The sequence below is a fragment of the Mastigocladopsis repens PCC 10914 genome (assembly GCF_000315565.1).
Lineage (GTDB): Bacteria > Cyanobacteriota > Cyanobacteriia > Cyanobacteriales > Nostocaceae > Mastigocladopsis > Mastigocladopsis repens.
The window spans coordinates 3571360-3589077 of sequence record NZ_JH992901.1 but is presented as its reverse complement, the minus strand read 5'-3'; the positions used below and the strand labels follow the sequence as shown (position 1 = coordinate 3589077).

At 43.1% G+C, this 17718-nt stretch carries 17 protein-coding genes; 9 read left to right on the top strand and 8 right to left on the bottom strand.

All coding sequences use genetic code 11. The features are described 5' to 3' along the window. Nucleotides 1-3: 3 nt before the first annotated feature. The 3 genes from MAS10914_RS30460 to MAS10914_RS0118170 form a co-directional block, all read right to left on the bottom strand. Complete coding sequence (locus MAS10914_RS30460; RefSeq protein WP_017317377.1) at nucleotides 4-627, bottom strand: sugar-transfer associated ATP-grasp domain-containing protein; 624 nt, start codon at nucleotides 625-627, stop codon at nucleotides 4-6. Nucleotides 628-731: 104 nt separating this feature from the next. Then, on the bottom strand, nucleotides 732-926 hold the full coding sequence (locus MAS10914_RS35670) for a hypothetical protein (RefSeq protein ID WP_017317376.1): 195 nt from the start codon (nucleotides 924-926) through the stop codon (nucleotides 732-734). Nucleotides 927-1703: 777 nt separating this feature from the next. After that, on the bottom strand, nucleotides 1704-1925 hold the full coding sequence (locus MAS10914_RS0118170) for a hypothetical protein (RefSeq protein ID WP_017317375.1): 222 nt from the start codon (nucleotides 1923-1925) through the stop codon (nucleotides 1704-1706). 411 nt (nucleotides 1926-2336) lie between these two features. Here MAS10914_RS0118170 and MAS10914_RS0118160 point away from each other — a divergent pair, with 411 nt between their 5' ends. The 6 genes from MAS10914_RS0118160 to MAS10914_RS0118135 all read left to right on the top strand — a co-directional run bounded on the left by MAS10914_RS0118160 (nucleotide 2337) and on the right by MAS10914_RS0118135 (nucleotide 10380). Beyond that, nucleotides 2337-3035 (top strand): hypothetical protein, encoded by a 699-nt coding sequence (locus MAS10914_RS0118160; protein WP_017317374.1) that lies wholly within the window; start codon nucleotides 2337-2339, stop codon nucleotides 3033-3035. A 296-nt stretch (nucleotides 3036-3331) separates the two neighbouring features. Further along, nucleotides 3332-5188 carry a peptidoglycan D,D-transpeptidase FtsI family protein gene (locus tag MAS10914_RS0118155; RefSeq protein ID WP_017317373.1) on the top strand — a complete coding sequence of 619 codons (1857 nt, stop codon included), beginning with the start codon at nucleotides 3332-3334 and terminating at the stop codon, nucleotides 5186-5188. Nucleotides 5189-5404: 216 nt separating this feature from the next. Beyond that, nucleotides 5405-6529: an iron-containing redox enzyme family protein gene (locus tag MAS10914_RS0118150; protein ID WP_026082642.1), complete on the top strand. Its 1125-nt coding sequence runs from the start codon at nucleotides 5405-5407 to the stop codon at nucleotides 6527-6529. 167 nt (nucleotides 6530-6696) lie between these two features. Then, nucleotides 6697-7392, top strand: a complete 696-nt coding sequence (locus MAS10914_RS0118145) for a class I SAM-dependent methyltransferase (RefSeq protein WP_017317371.1) — start codon at nucleotides 6697-6699, stop codon at nucleotides 7390-7392. A gap of 753 nt (nucleotides 7393-8145) precedes the next feature. Continuing rightward, entirely contained in the window at nucleotides 8146-9846 is a 1701-nt protein-coding gene (locus tag MAS10914_RS0118140; protein WP_017317370.1) for a tetratricopeptide repeat protein, read from the top strand. Between the two features lie 270 nt (nucleotides 9847-10116). After that, the gene (locus MAS10914_RS0118135) at nucleotides 10117-10380 is read left to right on the top strand and encodes a hypothetical protein (RefSeq protein WP_017317369.1); all 264 of its coding nucleotides are present in this window, start codon (nucleotides 10117-10119) and stop codon (nucleotides 10378-10380) included. Between the two features lie 227 nt (nucleotides 10381-10607). Here the strand turns inward: MAS10914_RS0118135 and MAS10914_RS0118130 are convergent, their stop codons facing one another. From MAS10914_RS0118130 to MAS10914_RS0118120, 3 genes are all read right to left on the bottom strand, one after another. Further along, nucleotides 10608-11183 (bottom strand): ABC transporter permease, encoded by a 576-nt coding sequence (locus tag MAS10914_RS0118130; protein WP_017317368.1) that lies wholly within the window; start codon nucleotides 11181-11183, stop codon nucleotides 10608-10610. A 6-nt stretch (nucleotides 11184-11189) separates the two neighbouring features. Then, nucleotides 11190-11927 carry a prolipoprotein diacylglyceryl transferase gene (locus tag MAS10914_RS0118125; RefSeq protein WP_017317367.1) on the bottom strand — a complete coding sequence of 246 codons (738 nt, stop codon included), beginning with the start codon at nucleotides 11925-11927 and terminating at the stop codon, nucleotides 11190-11192. A 73-nt stretch (nucleotides 11928-12000) separates the two neighbouring features. Continuing rightward, the gene (locus MAS10914_RS0118120) at nucleotides 12001-12573 is read right to left on the bottom strand and encodes a TIGR04376 family protein (RefSeq protein WP_026082641.1); all 573 of its coding nucleotides are present in this window, start codon (nucleotides 12571-12573) and stop codon (nucleotides 12001-12003) included. Between the two features lie 339 nt (nucleotides 12574-12912). On the opposite strand from MAS10914_RS0118120, the gene MAS10914_RS0118115 reads away from it, so the two are divergent. Then, the gene (locus tag MAS10914_RS0118115) at nucleotides 12913-13239 is read left to right on the top strand and encodes an MAPEG family protein (RefSeq protein ID WP_017317365.1); all 327 of its coding nucleotides are present in this window, start codon (nucleotides 12913-12915) and stop codon (nucleotides 13237-13239) included. A 43-nt stretch (nucleotides 13240-13282) separates the two neighbouring features. Further along, the gene (locus tag MAS10914_RS0118110; RefSeq protein ID WP_017314084.1) at nucleotides 13283-14203 is read left to right on the top strand and encodes an IS5/IS1182 family transposase; all 921 of its coding nucleotides are present in this window, start codon (nucleotides 13283-13285) and stop codon (nucleotides 14201-14203) included. Nucleotides 14204-14554: 351 nt separating this feature from the next. Here MAS10914_RS0118110 and MAS10914_RS35665 read toward each other — a convergent pair whose 3' ends face one another. Then, entirely contained in the window at nucleotides 14555-14707 is a 153-nt protein-coding gene (locus MAS10914_RS35665) for a hypothetical protein (RefSeq protein WP_156818185.1), read from the bottom strand. Between the two features lie 28 nt (nucleotides 14708-14735). Further along, complete coding sequence (locus MAS10914_RS0118105; RefSeq protein WP_017317364.1) at nucleotides 14736-15608, bottom strand: D-alanyl-D-alanine carboxypeptidase family protein; 873 nt, start codon at nucleotides 15606-15608, stop codon at nucleotides 14736-14738. Nucleotides 15609-15784: 176 nt separating this feature from the next. On the opposite strand from MAS10914_RS0118105, the gene mnmG reads away from it, so the two are divergent. Then, nucleotides 15785-17707 (top strand): tRNA uridine-5-carboxymethylaminomethyl(34) synthesis enzyme MnmG, encoded by a 1923-nt coding sequence (gene mnmG, locus MAS10914_RS0118100; protein ID WP_026082640.1) that lies wholly within the window; start codon nucleotides 15785-15787, stop codon nucleotides 17705-17707. The last annotated feature ends 11 nt before the right edge of the window (nucleotides 17708-17718 follow it).

The window sequence follows — 17718 nt, the reverse complement described above, 5'->3', positions numbered from 1 at the left end:
CCGTTAGCTATTTGGGTAGCTTTCAAGGGCAGGTTGTGCTGAATGAGCCAGGTGAGAACGAGTTTCTACGGCAAATGCTTCTTGGGCAAACACAATTTTTTCTTGAACTCCTAAGAGTTTTGGTAAAGCATCATCAATTGCTTCAAGTCGCCTAATCAGTCCCTCTCGATTGGCAATTTGAATTGAAAGACCCGGACGAGCATTTATCTCCAGTAACAGTGGTCCTCTTTCCTGATCTAGAACAATGTCAACGCCGAGATAGCCAAACTCTGTTTTGTCGCCTAACTTGGTAGCCATCTCCAGAATCGTTTGCCAGTGAGGAATTTGGCGATCGCGCAACAAATGCCCTGTTTCCGGATGGTTCTCAATATAGCGGTTGTTCTGGATACCAGCCAGTGTTGTACCAGTTGCAAGGTCAATTCCAACACCGACCCCACCTCTATGCAAATTAGCTTTACCGTCAGAAGCCCGCGTGGGGAGACGCAACATTGCCATTGCTGGTACACCTCGGTAGACAATTACCCGGATATCGGGGACACCTTGATAGGCAATTTCATCAAAGACCGGATCGAACTGTACAGCATATTCAATGATTGCCTTATCGCTTTGTCCTCCCAGTGAAAACATCGCTTCAACATATTGCGTCCAATTAAGACCGGATAGTTGAAATTGTCTCGTTCTGCAAGGTTCACCTCTTCCTCAATCCAGCGACCTGCAATACAAAATTTCATTCACACCACCGGACGGCGTAAATTACCATTTTGGCCTTCGCGATTCTTGATGCGAACCCACCGCACAACAGGACGCTCGAAAACTGCGTTGTTTCCCTCTCCATTTGTGAATCGGAATTTAATCATTCCGCCGGATTCTAAGTCTTTATCGGGCTTTTCTAAAATTTCGGCATTACATAGACGCTGTTGTCGCACCGGTGTCAAGCTTTACTTTGACCTCTTTCTCAACACCAGGAATCCTTGCTTTCTCTACCCAACCGATGGTCTGAGTCTCTTGTTCTTGCGAGTTAATGGCTTGAGTCTGTTGTAAACTGCATCCTGCTCCAGATAATAAACTAAATAAACAAGACGACAAAAATCTTTTTAGATGCATATGATGTATGCAAACTAAATTTACTTCTCATAGCAAGGTTACCGTTTCCCATAAGACAAGGCTTTATAGCCCATTAGTAAATATACTTAATTAAAGTTGCAACAATAACTATCTGGAGGCAGATTGTCGTTAGTAGTGAGGTTTAAGGACAGGGAAAATGTATCTAATTATGCTTGACAAAAATTTATTTATCTGAATTAAAAAAATTAGGAATCGATGACTCAACTTGCTCGGCTAAACAGACAAAGCCCGCAAGGCAGAGACTGCATAGGCAGCCTTTGTTAGGGTGACACCTGTGAACCGAACCTTTCCCCAAAAGCTGACTTGCTAAGAAACCCGGTTTCAAAGAGAAACCGGGTTTCTTAAGGGAGTAGTTGTGAGAACCTGGCAAGCTCAATTGTCACTACCAGGTCACTTTTCCAAATCAACAAAGGAGTACAGGGAATTGTCAAGAGAAATTGTCAGTGAGCGTGACTAACTTATGCACTCTTGCACTCTCAGAACTCAGCCATCTACTCTGTAGAAATCCCGGAGGTCAACTCAACCAATGTAGTGAGGATCTCTGCAAGAACCTGTTTTGGCTGTTTTAAAACTGCTATTTAGGGGGTCGTAGTTGGGCTGGCAGGAGTGGTGGCAGTTGCGGGAGGGGTCGCTGTGGTACCACCTGCGGGTGGGGTAGCGCCAGTATCTGCTGGTTCAGCAGGTGAAGTAGCAGCACCCCCACCCGCAGGTGTATCGCCGCCGCCACCACCACCTTCGCAAGCTCCGAGAACTGCGGTCAGACCTAGAATTAATGCAAAACCAAGGATTTTTATTTTCATAACTCCTCTTTCACCAATTGCGCCTAGAACAATTTTAGCCTGTTGAATACGATACCCTATTTGTTGCTTTTTTTTAAGTGATTTGAGATTACAGATTCAGGCAAAATGTTTTAGCTTCTTGTAAGGTAACTTAATTATTCAGGGTAGCATCACTAAATTTGCTCGCCAACTGGGATATCATCCCAAAAACTGCAATTTTTTTGGCATACTCTTGTTTGTGGTGGCAATGAGTTGCCATACTTTTTCTTTGAGAAACCGAGTATTTTGGAGATGCGAAGATTGATGCGCCTACCTATCAGAATATATTGATTGGGTGTAGGGTGTTATTTGTGATTATTGTCCGAAAGGCAATGATAACCAGAGCAAAAACAGACAATCATCTAGAATAAAGTATTTTCTATCCCAAAAATTATGACTCTTGCTCGCAAATCAGATGTTTCTGCAACGGGCAGTGGGTTCCGGACAGCAGTTAGAAGTGGCAGAAAACGGCACTCTGCTCACCGACAAAAAGCGTCCCCCCAACCAGAAAATGCCCCACAGACACGGCAGTTTAGTACTCCTGGAGCCTCTCTAAGAGCCTCGTCTACATCAGTAGACTCCGGAAAACAAAGGCATTCGTCAAAAAATTTATCAGTCTCTGCACGGCAGCACTCAACTGAAGCTTCCAGTCCCAAGGCATACACCACAACATCCGTGCCAGAGTTAAGCAAACAAAAAGCGCCAACCGTCCCTGTGATGCCATCTGCTGAATCTGTACCTTCGTGGTTGCTGCGCCTATACGCCTTACATCGTCATTCTTCAATTGTGGCGTTTTTGTTGGTGGCTACAACGCTTGTTGTTTATGGTTGGACAGTATATTCCCAACAACTTTGGAGTCAAGCATACCGCAAGCTGCAAAACTTGCAACGCCATGAGCGCCAATTGATGACAACCAATGAGGTGCTAAAAAACAAAATGGCACAAGAAGCAGAACGTCCATCAGCCAAATTGGTATCTCCAACTCCCTCAAGGATGATGTTTGTGAATCCTGCACCTGTTGAGGCTCACCCTGCACCCAACACAACACCAACAGAAATACAACAGCAAACTCCCAATCCGGTGGGATATTAGTCAAAAGTTAGTGGTGAGCCAGCGCGAATGACGGCTTTCCCGCGCCCTGGCGACTGGCGTTGGCGCAGCCTCTGGGGAGGAGATACCCGAAGGGTTAGTGGTTAGTGGTGAACCAGTAGTGCGGGAGGGAAACCCTCCCGCACTACTGGTGAATCCAAAGGGTTAGTAGAACAACCCTTCGGGTATACCTAAGCCTGAGGCACGCACACGCACTCACGCGAAGCGCTTACACTACTCGCTTTGCAACGCAGTGGCTCACCAACAACTAACAACCAACAACCAACAACCAACACACAATGCAAAAGTTACCAGGCAGAACAAAATTTAGAAAATTTAACTTTCCGAAACCAGCACTGACAAGGCGACAGCACAAGGGTTCGAGACGAGAGTACAACAGCAAACTTGCTGACCATACTCAAGAACAAACATCCAAGACTAAACCCAGACTATTCATTGTTTGGAGCTTTCTCATTGCGGCTGGGGTAGGGTTGGCCGTTAACTTGTACAACTTGCAAATCGTAAGTGGTCCAAAGCTAACCCAAAAGGCGCGAAACCAGCAAATGGTGAATTTGCGACCTTTTATGCCCCGTCGCCCAGTGGTGGATCGCAATAAGGATTTGCTGGCAATTGACCGTCCTGTATATACTTTGTACGCCCATCCCAAACTTTTTGAAAATTCTAATCACCAGATGGCAGAACAGCTCTCGTCAATACTGGATCGAGACGCTACTGAGTTAGAAAAAAAGTTTGAAAGTAGAAAAAGCGGTATTACACTTGCCTCTACCTTACCAGAAGAAATTGCTGATCGCATTTCTTCATTACACCTGAATGGCTTAGAGTTAATTCAAAAATACTCCCGATTCTACCCACAGCAGGATTTGGTTTCAGAAGTGGTGGGCTATGTCAATGTTGACCGTCGCGGTCAGGCTGGTGTGGAGTACAGCCAAGAGAAGTTGCTAGAACGTTCTATGCAGACAATACGGTTAAGCCGAGCAGGTAATGGGGCGCTGATGAGCGATTATGCTCCAGATGGTTTTCTCAGTTCTGATGACCTGCGCCTGCAACTGACTATCGACAGCCGCCTGCAACGAGTTGCCCGCTTTGCTCTTAAGGAACAAATGGAAAAGTACCGGGCAAAGCGGGGGGCAGTCATTGTTATGGATGCGTGGGATGGTTCCCTACTCGCCCTGGTTTCTCATCCCACTTATAACCCAAATGAATACTCTAAAGCCGATATCTCTTTATTTAAAAACTGGACGGTAGCAGACCTGTATGAACCAGGTTCAACTTTCAAACCTTTAAATGTGGCTATTGCCCTAGAAGCTGGCGTTATTAAAGCTGATGATGTGTTCAATGACCCCGGTTACATTCAAGTGGCTGACAGAACAATTAAGAATGCCGAAAACAAACGTTACGGGCGGATAAACATAGCTCAAATTCTGCAACACTCCAGCAACATAGGCATGGTTCAAATCATCCAAAGATTGCAGCCTTCAATCTACTACGGTTGGCTGGAACGCTTAGGGCTAGGACAAAGCGTTGATGATACGGATTTACCTTTCACCGTTAGCAGTCAGCTAAAAAGTCAAGAAGAATTTCTTGCCTCGCCTGTCGAACCAGCAACTACCTCCTTTGGTCAGGGCTTTTCGCTGACACCGTTACAGTTGGTGCAAATGCATGGAGCTTTAGCCAATGGGGGCAAATTGGTCACACCTCACGCAGTCCGGGCGCTGATAGACACCAAAGGGCAAGTCCACTATTCACCCAATCGAGATGCATCGCGCCAAATATTCTCACCCACCACCAGCCAAAAGGTCGTAGAGATGATGGAGAGTGTAGTCGATGAAGGATCAGGAAAAGCATCGCAAATTCTTGGGTATCGCATCGCAGGCAAAACCGGCACAGCCCAAAAAGCCAGTTCCGCTGGTGGTTACATCAGCGGATCTGAAATTACCAGCTTCGTGGGTATCTTACCTGTAGAATCCCCTCGTTATGTGGTGTTGGCATTGGTTGATGACCCGAGAGGAGAAAATGCCTATGGCAGTACTGTAGCCGCACCAATTGCTAAGTCAGTCATGGAAGCACTCATTACCATTGAACAGATTCCACCTAGTAAGGTTATCAATCAAGCACCTGCTAGTCCCCAACAGTAAGGAGTAGGGGAAGTAGGGGAGTGGGGGAAGTCAAATTTATCTGTTTATTTCCCTCTACTCCCTCCACTGCCCATCTGCCCCTCTAGACTGAATCTTTCATCATAAACTTAATTTTTCTTTATCACTTGTGGGAGAGGTACTTAAATTTACTTAATGGAAATCTAAATAGTAGAAGTTGAAATAATTTCATGCCTGCCTTTACTAGCCAAGTATTCCATGCACAGCAATTTCGTGATGTCTCCTCTCCCCGAGGTTGAAACAAAGAGTACACAAATAAAAGAAAAAGAAAAAATAGATATAAACTATGCGCGTGTTGAGCAGCAATTTATAGAACTGCTCGCAACAAATAATTTGGACAAAAAACTAGATGCAGAACCTGCGTTAAAGAGCGAGTTTGAAAGCTCACTCTCTGTAGCAATTCGTGCAGCTTATCAAAATGGTGCTGGTGATGATGTAGCTCACTGCTTTCTCCAGCGCATACTTTATCGTATCAATCGGTTAAATTTGTTTTGGTACGACGACCTCCGCCACTACATCAACGAGCGTTCTCCTTACTTGCATAAGGTGCGCGACCAAATTGAGACAGCTTGCCAAGAGTGGGAACTCGCACAAATTGATGTGGCTGCATTGCAACAATTAGATGTTAAGCAAGCTCTCATTGAGCGCTGTGCTGACGATTTAGATCCGCCTTTGTCGCAAGACAGCCGCTACATCCGTGAGGAAATGAGTGAGGCTGGCTACCGTCACTTGCTGGCTATTGGCTCATTTGACGGTTTAGTTGAAGGTAGTCGCCTTTCCCGCATTTTGGGTGGTGCTGCTAATCAAGTACAGTGTACTCTGGTGCGAGTCCTGCTGGAAGAGTACGGCAACGGACGTTTTTCTCGTAAACACTCTACATTTTTTGCCCAAATGCTGGCTGAATTTGGGATGAACACCGAACCAGAGGGATACTTCGATCTAGTTCCTTGGGAGGTGCTGGCTTGCGCTAATCATAATTTCCTCCTCACCGAGTGCAAGCGTCATTTTCTGCGTTACAGTGGAGGGCTGACTTATTTTGAGGTGGCGGGACCTGCAGCTTACAGAAACTATCTTGCGGCGGCGCAACGACTGGGACTATCGGACGCAGCGATGGGTTATTGGGAATTGCACATTCGGGAAGATGAACGCCACGGACGTTGGATGTTGGATGATGTGGCTTTGCCTTTGACCCAAATGTACCCTGATGATGCATGGCAATTGGTGCTGGGATACGACCAAGAAAAGCTCACAGGTGATCGCGCTGCCAAAGCTGTTGTGCGCTCTATACGCGTCGCAGAGCAAGCCATATTGAGTGAGTCATAATGTAAAGCGCTTGGTTTTGCTTTTTTAATTGCTTCATCTACCAACTTATTCCTTTGGTAACAGGTTGTTTACTAAAGGAACATTTTTTCATTGCCTTTTTAGAGATAGCTGATAGGGTGGGCATCACCTGCCTAAAGTTCAACCAATGGAATTTCTGGATAACTCAAATGAAGAACATCTTTTTTTGCCCTGAAGAATCCAATTTTTACTCAAACTGCTTGGACAATTTTGTTTTGAGCAATTGTCAACAATCTGAGTGTATCGTTGAGTTTGGCTCAGGAGATGGGAAACCTGTTATTAATTCATTATTGAAAAACAGGTTTGATGGTGTGATACATGGATTTGAATTAAATACTTCTGCCTGGAAAGTTGCTAATTTAACAATCGACGAATATAATCTCGGACAAAAATATATAATCCATAATTCATGTTTGTTTGAATCTTCTCAAACAGAAGCTGAGTATCTAGTTGCTAATCCTCCGTATCTTCCCGCACCAGATAAAGATATTTGTATGCCACTCTTATTTGGTGGCACAGATGGAGCAACAATTACCAACGAACTCTTATCATTAGGTTATGAGAATGTACTCCTTTTAGTCTCTAGCTTTTCTAATCCAGAAAGTACAATTCATCATGCTAGAGCGAACGGTTACAGGGTGACAAATTTTATAGTTTTACCTTTAAAATTTGGATACTATAGCTCTGAGCTAAAAGTTAAAAATCACATAGAGGAATTACGAAAAAATAAAATGGCATTCTATTCTGGTGATTATTACTTTTTAGCTGGGGTTTTATTTCAAAAGTCCCAGGAATCTGGAGCAGATTTATCTAACGAGTTAGCTCAAGTTATGACAACTTTGTAATATAGGCGAATAGAACCACACTCACAAACCCGGTTTCTTATAGAAACTGGGTTTCTCAAATTGAAAACAATGTCAAACTTTTTCTCTTAATTTCCTGATATAGCAATCCTAAATCATAAGCCCTACGTACACCGCACTCGGGTATGCCTGCGGCACGGTACGCGAACGTGAACAATAAATGATGGAGTAGGGTAGGCAGCATTGCCGACCCTACGCGCTGGATTGTTTGCTTGGTCAAGGAATCCGCAAAAATTTTCAGAAAAGATTAATACTTTTCTTCAAAAGATTCACAATACCCTTTAGGGTAACGGCTCACCGTTAACTGAACCGTAATGAGGGTGGGGTACTAGATATTCATGCAAGAGGTCTAATGACCGGAGAAATTGACATGAGACGGAAACAACCTCGTCCTCCAAAATCTATCTTAAAGTAGATGTAAAATATTTAAAAGTTTTAAATTAACAAATAAATGTGTTATTTCCTACAATTATTATTATTGAGCACTAAATCCGGAATGAGTAATAATTGGATCTGATTTTTACGAGAAGATTAATGTAACTGCTTTAACATCAAGCTGTAAGCCAGTTCCAATAGCTTTCTCGCTCCCATTGCTGTGCAGGTAGATTGAGTGTCCCTAACTCGCCCTTGAAGCACGACACTACTTGAGAAGAACTACCTGTTGTTGAGTTAACAAGGTGCATCTCAATATTGTTCACTCTATCAAACCAGCCTTTGAAGGTTTACCAAAAAAAGATGAACTCACAACCACCCCTGCCTAACAATGAAATAGCTAGGCTCAATGCACTTCACCAGTATCAAATTCTCGACACTCCTGCCGAAAAAGTCTTCGATGACTTCACCTTTTTGGCTACACAAATTTGTCGTACCCCAATTGCGCTTATTAGCCTTATCGATGGGAATCGGCAGTGGTTCAAATCGAAGGTGGGTTTAACAGCGTGTGAAACAAGCCGGGACGTTGCATTCTGCGCCTATAGTATTTTGCAACAAAGACCATTAGTGGTCAGCAATGCGTTAGCAGACTCCAGGTTTGCAACAAACCCTTTGGTCACCTCCGACCCCAATATTCGTTTTTACGCTGGTGCGCCCCTCGTTACACCTGAGGGATTTGCGATTGGAACGCTGTGTGTTATAGACGTAGTGCCCCGAGATTTGAGCCTGGAACAGGTGGAAGCACTACGGGTATTAAGTGACCAGGTGATTGCACAATTTGAGTTGCGGCGTAATGCCGCAACTCTATCACGCGCTATCATTCAACGGCAGCAGGCGGCAGCACAGCTTCGTCGCCAGCAGGATTTTATTGAGGTCTTGTATCGCCAAGGAGAGGAAAAGGCTCAAAGAGGAGACTACCAAGGAGCCATTGCAGACTTTAACCAGTTCCTGCGGCTCAATCCAAACGGTTTCAAGGCTTACTACAACAGAGGGCTTGCCCGTCAAAAGCTAGGAGACTACAAAGGTGCAATGATAGACTTTGATATGTACCTGCGGTTTAATCCTAACGATGTTGAAGCTCGCTGCAATCGGGGGCTGCTCCGTTTTGAACTTGGAGACTATAAGGGAGCAATTGCGGATTACAGCAATACGATGCATATCAATCCTGACTATGTCGTTCCTGGCGACAATGGATTTATCTGCGCTGAACTTAATCCCCAAGAGGCAATTGTTAATCAAACCTACTCATTAGGGCTTCATCCCAATCATGTCGATGTTGATATTGATATCAATATCAGCCAGACTCATGCTCGCTCTGAGTTGGAAGATTACAACGGTCTAATTGAGGATAAAACCCAGTTTCTGCCTCATCATCCTAACGATACTGAAAGGTACATTAGCCGAGGTTCTGCCCGCTATGAGCTTGAAGATAGCACTCAGTCTCTGGGACTGAGTTTTGATAATGCCAAATCTTTTCTTAGCCGGGGTAATACCCGTTGCGAGTTGGAAGATTACAGTGGTGCTATTGAAGATTATACCCAATTTTTAAGGATTAATCCTTACAATGCACAAGCTTACATCAGCCGGGGTAATGCTCGCTTTATGCTAAAAGATTACACTGGCGCAGTGGAAGATTATAATCAGTGCTTAAGGATGAATCCTAAGGATGCTGAAGCTTACATCAGCCGGGGTAAGACGCGTTACGAGTTGGAAGATTACAGTGGCGCTATTGAAGATTACACCCGCTCCATAGAGCTGAGTTCCAACAATGCTGAAGCTTACATCAATCGAGCTAATGCTCGCTCTAGACTCAAAGATTACAGCGGCGCAATCGATGATTACACGGAGTTTCTGCGGTTTAATCCTAACGATGCTAAAGCTTATATCAGCCGGGGTAATGCCCGCTCTAAGCTAAAAGATTACAGCGGTGCAATCGATGATTACAAAAGAGTGTGGTCAAAAGCAATTGAGCAGTTACCTAAGCTATCCAACGAGGAGAGCTGATGAGAAATTGCCTTTAGACATTTCTCTTTGACTCGTGGAGTTTTTGACTGTTGGCTAGAGTTCTTGCAAATATCCCTAGTTCTATAATTTGGCACTACAGAAGGAAATAATTTTATATATTTTTTTTATCTATAACTAAAGGGGTAAGGGTGTAGGGTGTGAAAGACCCATACAGAACCCCGTTTTCATTCAATTGTTGTTGTGGTAAACATTAAGTGTCTCCAACCTATTTACAATTGATAAAGTCGTTTAAATCCCAGGGGGAGAAACATGAGAGTCTGGCTTGCCTGCTTTTTGGTGCTGTTTGCTCTAGCGGAACTATTTGACTGGGTGAAAGAATTTACCCTACCACTTCCTATATATATATTAGGTGGAGCATTTCTAGCTGTTGCTTCCAACTACGACAAGCTTTTTGGAGCTTACTTCAGTCATGCAATGACTGAAGCAAGATGGGAACAATCCAAGTTAGATTCTCCTTCTTCTACAATTTCTTTGCCTGTTGAAGAATCTCAAAAATCTGAAATAAAAAGTTAATCTGTTGAGACGTTATATCATGTTTGGAAAATTACCCATAATAAAACTTGTTTGTAGTAAGGACTTTAGTCCTTGCTTTCTCGAGCAAGAGGACTAAAGTCCTTACTACAAATTTATTAAGCTTTGCACAGATCTCTATTGCAACGTATACTCAATAATGCCGATTTTTTTGAAAAACTCTAGGTGAATCGTTGGTTCACCGCCACTTATTTGTACAATCTGTCAGTTTAAAGGTCTCTTTGTTGCCCCTCCAATACAATTTGCGAGAGGAAGTATCCGGTTATATCTAGCAATTGGTCAAGTATAAAGCCGATGATACTTATATAGATTATCGCCTGGATAATGTAATTTGGATTCCTTGAATTATAAGCACTCCAAATGACAACACCAAGACCTCGTCCACCTGTTAACATTTCTATGGCAATAACTGTAAACCAGGCTACCCATATGCCAATTCTTAAACCACGAAATATGTGATGAATAGCAACTCGAAAGTTACCACCTTCTTGGCGAAATTGTCTGACACCCTTTGCCGTATCGATGATAACTGTCCAAAGAGCACTCATAAAAACTACGACAAATGCAGCTGGTTCAATTTGTTTAAAAACTATCAGAGCAATGGGTAACAAAGCTATAGGAATGATACTACGCGCCATCTGTAGTATCCGCTTGAATATTCGATAAACTATGCGGTTGATACCAATGAAAATACCGATAAAAATACCTACAATAGCGGCGGGAATGTAACCTACCAATAACCGTTGCAGGCTAGTTAAAACATCTACAAAAATATTTTGTTCCATGCTTCATTATCGTATTTGGAACATTTTTGGAATGTTGCGGCGATAACAAAAAAGAGAGATTAAACAAGCAATTTGAATCGCACTTAGTCCTAACAAAGAACGAAAATCAGGTTTCATAAAATCTATCAAAAAACGAAACCCTAAATATGAAATTAAATAAAATTTAAATAAATCGCCCTCTTGTCGTTGATAACGACTACGAAGGTGTAAAAATATCATTAAAATGATTAGAAATATAATTTCATACAGTTGCGTAGGATGGCGAGGAATTCCATCACCAAAATCAACTCCCCAAGGTAATGATGTAGGAATTCCGTAGGTTTGGTCGCTTAATCCTGTAAGAAAGCAACCAATTCTACCAATAGCCGTTCCCACAATTAAAGGATAAACAAATACATCACCAGTAGAACGATTGACACCAAGAATTTTTTTGGTAATTTCCACACCAATAACACCCCCCAACAGCACCCCTACTACTGTTTTTCCTTGTAGTAAAAGTAATAGTAATTGCTGAGGATATTGCCAGAGTAAATCAATATGTTGCAGCCAAGCCAGCATTTTAGCGCCCAGCAGGGCACCCATCATACCAGCAACAATTATGGAAGTACCCTGTTCTGCTTCAACCCAATCCCTGCGAACGTTACGCAATACTAAACGTAACGCCACAGCATAAGCCAAAGACTCAAACAAAACATGAGGGTGAATCCGCAGCGAACCTAACCAAAAATATACGGGAAAAGTCATTAGTCATTCGTTATTAGTTATTAGTTATTAGTTCTTTGTAAAGCACAAATGACAAAAGACTAAGGACAAACGACTATTTCCCCATATTTCGCTTCATTTGTTCCAACTCGTCTTGAGTTTCCCACCGGCGAAACTTCTCCTCTAAATCGTCATACCCACCAGAATAACTGCTCCTAGCATCCCAGCCGCTAGTCTCCAAGCGTTGCTGGGCTTGAGCTTGAGCACGCGCCGTTTGTGCTTCAGTTGCTTTGGCTTGGACTTCCTGTCGCCGTTGTTGTATTTTCCGTAATAGCTCCTTAGCTTGGGTAATGCGTTCTTTCACCCCTTGCATCTGTCCCCATTGCTGATTTCCTTCACGCAACAGTGCAGCTTCTCGCTGTCCAGCAGCAGCCGCTAAATCCTGTCTATTAGCGGCTTTTGCCTTTTCTACACGGATATGCCACCTTTGGATTTCTTGAGCAGTAGACAGAACTTGCTCTTGCGATCGCTTCTCCTGCAATTGTAAATCTGCAATGAGCTTTAAAGTGTCTTCCTCTTGCTCACGCAGCTGTTCTAACAACGCTTCCAACTCCAAATGCGGATTATTACGCAAGAATTCTTCCAAGCGGTTTTCCAGAAACCGACTAAAATCGTCAAATAAGCCCACTGCGACAACTCCAGAGGTTAGGTGCTTTTTTATTGTAGTCATTATTATCGGGCCGGGAAAGCTGGTTTTATCCTGCTTGTGGCTTGTGTCAACTCACAACCGTTAACCCACCTCTACGTATTCACTATGTATTTTCAAGTCTGACTACTATTTCCCACTTTGGTAGTGGTAGAGGACAATTCATAGATCAAGTTGTCTGAATTGTACCCGTTCGAGGTCTAGAAGTCTTGAAATACTCAGCCTATATTGGGCTTTATCCGGGATACTTGGTGCGGTTCCTTTCGGAGAAATCTATTATCGCCCACTAACCATCTAAATACTCAACTTTGAGAGGTAAAAATGACGCAAGATGCAATCTTCAGTCCATTCTTTGCAACAGTGTTTCTGACACTCCTGGTTTGGGTATATATGTACATCCGCCGTATTAGTTTCATTACAAGTAGAAAGATGCGCTCGCAGGATCTTACTGTACCTGGCACACTGGCGCAGATTTCGCCACCAAACGTATCCAATCCATCCGATAACCTCAAGAACCTGTTTGAGATCCCAGTACTTTTTTATGCACTCGTTCTATACCTGTTCATCACAAAGCAGGTGGATACAGTGTATGTGAACGCTGCGTGGGTCTTTGTTGTATTTCGCGTATTGCATAGCGCTGTCCATTAGACATCTCCGGAAAATAAATAATTCCTGGTAAAATCATATACAAATGTATTTTTACCAAACTATTGTGGGTTCTCTATTTGAGCATATTCAACATCATCCTCTAGATGCACAGCGTTTAATTGGTCTCAAGTATGAGCAATTAGAGCAACTTTTAGAACAAGCGAGAGAGGTGCATAACCAAAAACAAGTATCATCTGAGTCTAAAAAGGTAAGAATTATTGCGGGTGGAGGAGGTCGCAGACCTAAACTGTCGTTGGAAGAGCAAATAATTTTAACTTTGACATATCTCAGACATTTAACAACATTTCAATTGCTGGGCATCCAATTTGGGGTAAGTGAGACAACTGCAAACGATACATTCAATTATTGGTTTCCAATTCTAGGAGAATTATTACCACCAAGCCTACTTGAGCAGGTAAAAAAAAACTCAAGTGACTACCAAGTTGTTCAAGAAATTTTAACCGAGTTTGAGCTAATAGTAGATAGCTATGAACAGCCAAGAGAGCGGCCTGGGGAATATGAAGAGCAAAAAGAATATTACTCTGGCAAAAAGAAAAACCATACTATGAAAAATCAAATTATCGTTTTACCTGAGGGGAAAGATATTATTGATGTAGTAGCAGGAAAACCAGGAACAAAAAGTGACATCAATTTATTTCGGGAACATCAAAAAGGATTTGACCCCAATCAGAGGTTTCATGGTGACAAAGCATACGCAGGAGAAGAATCAATCAAGACCCCAACGAAAAAGCCAAAAAAACAAGAATTAACTCCGGAACAAAAAGAACGAAATAAAGAATTGGCCAAGGAACGAATATTTGTTGAACATTTAATTCGTGTCGTGAAAATATTCCGAGTAGCCCAAGAACGGTTTCGGTTAAATCCTAATAAATATGAACAAATAATTATGACTATTTGTGGACTTGTAAGACTCCGACTTGGAACCTTAGTTTTCTCATCATAAAAGAGCGGAATAATTCTCAAGTACAATTCCTGTACATAGCCACTTATTTTTGCCCTCTTCTTAATAAGAAACATCTCAAACCCTTATTGTTACGTGTTGTCTAGCTCACTTTTGGAATTGGCGATTGCGCGAAGCGCAGTGCCCCTTGGGCAATCGCACGCTAAAAGTCACTTCGGCAAACAATTTGAGTATTTTCGGAGATGTCTATTGCACATTCAATCTCATCATGCTTCGATTCTACTTGTACCTCATTGCCACACTTGCAGTGTGGTTCATCGCGCTCCGCGCAGCCCTTACACACTTTGTGGGTAGCTTATAAGTCTTTCAAGATAAGCATTTCAGGATTTTACATTATCTTGATACAATCAACCCTAATAAGCTCGACGCGCCTTGCGCGGCTCCCTCTGGGAGCATCGCGCCTGTGCGGCGATCGCTGCGTGCCATCGCAGTCCATAATCTATGTAGTTCAATTCTACCACTTACTTGAAACTGCCCAGCAAACACTTCTTTATTTTTACTTTATGAATTAGATCTAAAGAGGTGTTATCCAATAGTTAATTCCCCCAACAACTTTATTTTGAAAACCAAATTGGGTCAATCTTTCTGGTGGTAAACCGACATAAGTCCAGTGAAGCGTATCATATTCTACAGTCCGATACCAACCATTTTTATTAAGAGCTTGTTTCTGCACTTCATTTGATACTCTTAAATCAACTGCTAGTCCCCAAAGATGTTGTGATGTGCCTGGAGGTGCAACAACACCAAGAATTTTTGTTTCCTTACCCAGCTGCACTTGTTCTAAAGTATTTCTGTTTGCGTATTTCTGCCAAAATCTTAAATTGGTAGCAAAACTGCGAGTACAATCACTAGCGCCATAACCTGATTTTAGAGGAATTTGTACTTGCATTGCTATATTTAAAGCATCTGCCGCTGACTTTTGTAAATAACAGTTACTTGTACCATTTACTTTACTCAGTGTTAGAGTAGATTGAAACTGTTTTGTTTCCTGCTCGTTATTAAATACAACTTTTGGCGGTAGTTTAATTTCAGGTTTTTGATTGATGAAAACTGCACCATATGCTCGCAGTAATATGTATTCAAATGTGTTAGGAGCAGGAATTGTTGGTAAATGACCTGTAATTGCTGCCAAAAACCGCTCTTTGTCAGTCAAATTCGGGTTGGGAATTGGAGGTAGGTTTGGAGTGGGAGATATGACTCGTTGAGGAAGATTTGTACAATTTATAATTAAGTTTCTATCGTCCACAGAAGGAGCAATTAGACAATTTGCTGTATTTTGAATATTTGCCATGACCATATGGCGTGTGATTGCTTGACTAGCCACTAATGCAAAAGAAATAAAAGCAATTAGAATGTAAAAAAAGGCATTTTTAAAAAAGCGTTTCATTGTCCTAGTTTACGGTAGATATATCCTCTGGTTTCAATGGTGGCAATCACCCTATCAATCTTTCAATCGCTTTTCAAGAAAGCCAAAGCTCAAAATATACAATGCGATTGGAATTTACGGCGATGCAACCACTGTATCGGTTAACATTGAGATTGACTATATGCTTGCTTTAAAGTATGACCATGCACACTTGTGTTGAATTCCAAGACGCTTTTGATGTCATCGTCGTCGGTGCAGGTCACTCCGGTTGTGAAGCAGCCCTTGCTACCGCACGCCTTGGCTGTCGTACTTTACTGTTGACACTTAACTTGGATAAAATTGCTTGGCAACCCTGTAACCCAGCAGTGGGTGGTCCAGCAAAATCCCAGTTGACCCATGAGGTGGATGCCCTTGGCGGGGAAATGGGCAAAATGGCGGATCGCACTTATTTGCAAAAGCGCGTTCTCAACTCTTCACGGGGACCTGCGGTTTGGGCATTACGCGCCCAGACAGATAAACGAGAATATGCAGCTGTGATGAAGGCTCTTGTTGAGAACCAAGAAAACTTGACAATCCGCGAGGCAATGGTCACAGATTTGGTGCTGGGCACAAACGATGAGATTATCGGTCTTCAGACGTATTTTGGTGTGGCGTTTCAGTGCAAAGCAGTCATCTTGACGACGGGTACGTTCTTGGGAGGACGGATTTGGGTTGGTAACAAGTCAATGGCGGCGGGACGTGCTGGAGAATTTGCCGCCGAGGGTTTAACCCAAACCCTCAATCGCTTGGGATTTGAAACAGGAAGACTAAAAACGGGAACCCCCGCACGGGTAGACAAACGGTCTGTAGACTACAGTAAGATGATACCCCAGCCAGGAGATGAGGAAGTCCGCTGGTTTAGCTTTGACCCAGAGGTCTGGGTAGAACGGGAGCAGCTGCCTTGTTATATTACCCGCACCACACCCGAAACCCATCGCCTGATTCGGGAAAATCTACAACTATCCCCAGTTTATGGGGGGTGGGTGGATGCCAAAGGACCGCGTTATTGTCCCAGTATTGAAGATAAGATTGTACGCTTTGCCGACAAGGAAAGCCACCAAATTTTCATTGAACCCGAAGGACGAGATATCCCCGAACTTTATATTCAAGGGTTTTCTACAGGGTTGCCTGAAAATTTGCAACTGCAAATGTTACGGAGTCTCCCGGGTTTAGAAAACTGTGTCATGCTCCGCCCAGCTTATGCTGTAGAGTATGATTATTTACCTGCTACCCAGTGTTATCCCACAATGATGACTAAGAAGGTAGAAGGGCTGTTCTGTGCTGGACAAATTAACGGAACAACTGGCTATGAAGAAGCAGCAGCTCAAGGTTTGGTGGCTGGAATCAATGCAGCTCGTCTTGTTCGTGGTCAGGAAATGATTGTTTTCCCTCGTGAACAAAGTTACATCGGTACGCTAGTTGACGACCTATGTACGAAAGACTTACGGGAGCCTTACCGTATGCTCACAAGTAGATCCGAGTATAGACTAATACTACGGTCTGATAATTCCGACCAGCGCTTGACACCATTAGGATGGGAAATCGGCTTGATCGATGACCGACGTTGGGAGCTTTTTACTCGCAAGCAAGAGAAGATTGCAGCAGAAAAAGAACGGCTGTACGCCACACGGGTGAAAGAGCATGATGATATTGGAAGGGCGATCGCCCTTGCCACTCAACAAGCCATCAAAGGCTCAATTACCCTAGCTGACTTACTGCGGCGTCCAGGATTGCATTATGTAGACCTCGACAAATTCGGATTGGGAAATCCCAATCTCGATCGCATCGAGAAAGAAGGCGCAGAAATTGACATCAAGTATTCTGGCTATTTGCAAAGACAGCAAAATCAGATAGACCAAATTGCCCGTCAGGCTCACCGCCAGTTACCTGCGGACTTGGATTATGCAGCCATTGATACTCTTTCTAAAGAAGCACGGGAAAAACTGAGCAAGGTAAAACCCTTGACCATCGGTCAAGCTGCTCGCATTGGAGGCGTAAATCCAGCTGATATCAATGCCTTGCTCATTTATCTAGAATTACGTAAAACCAAAACCCAAAGGGAATTTCCAGCGTTGGCTTGAAAACAACTCCA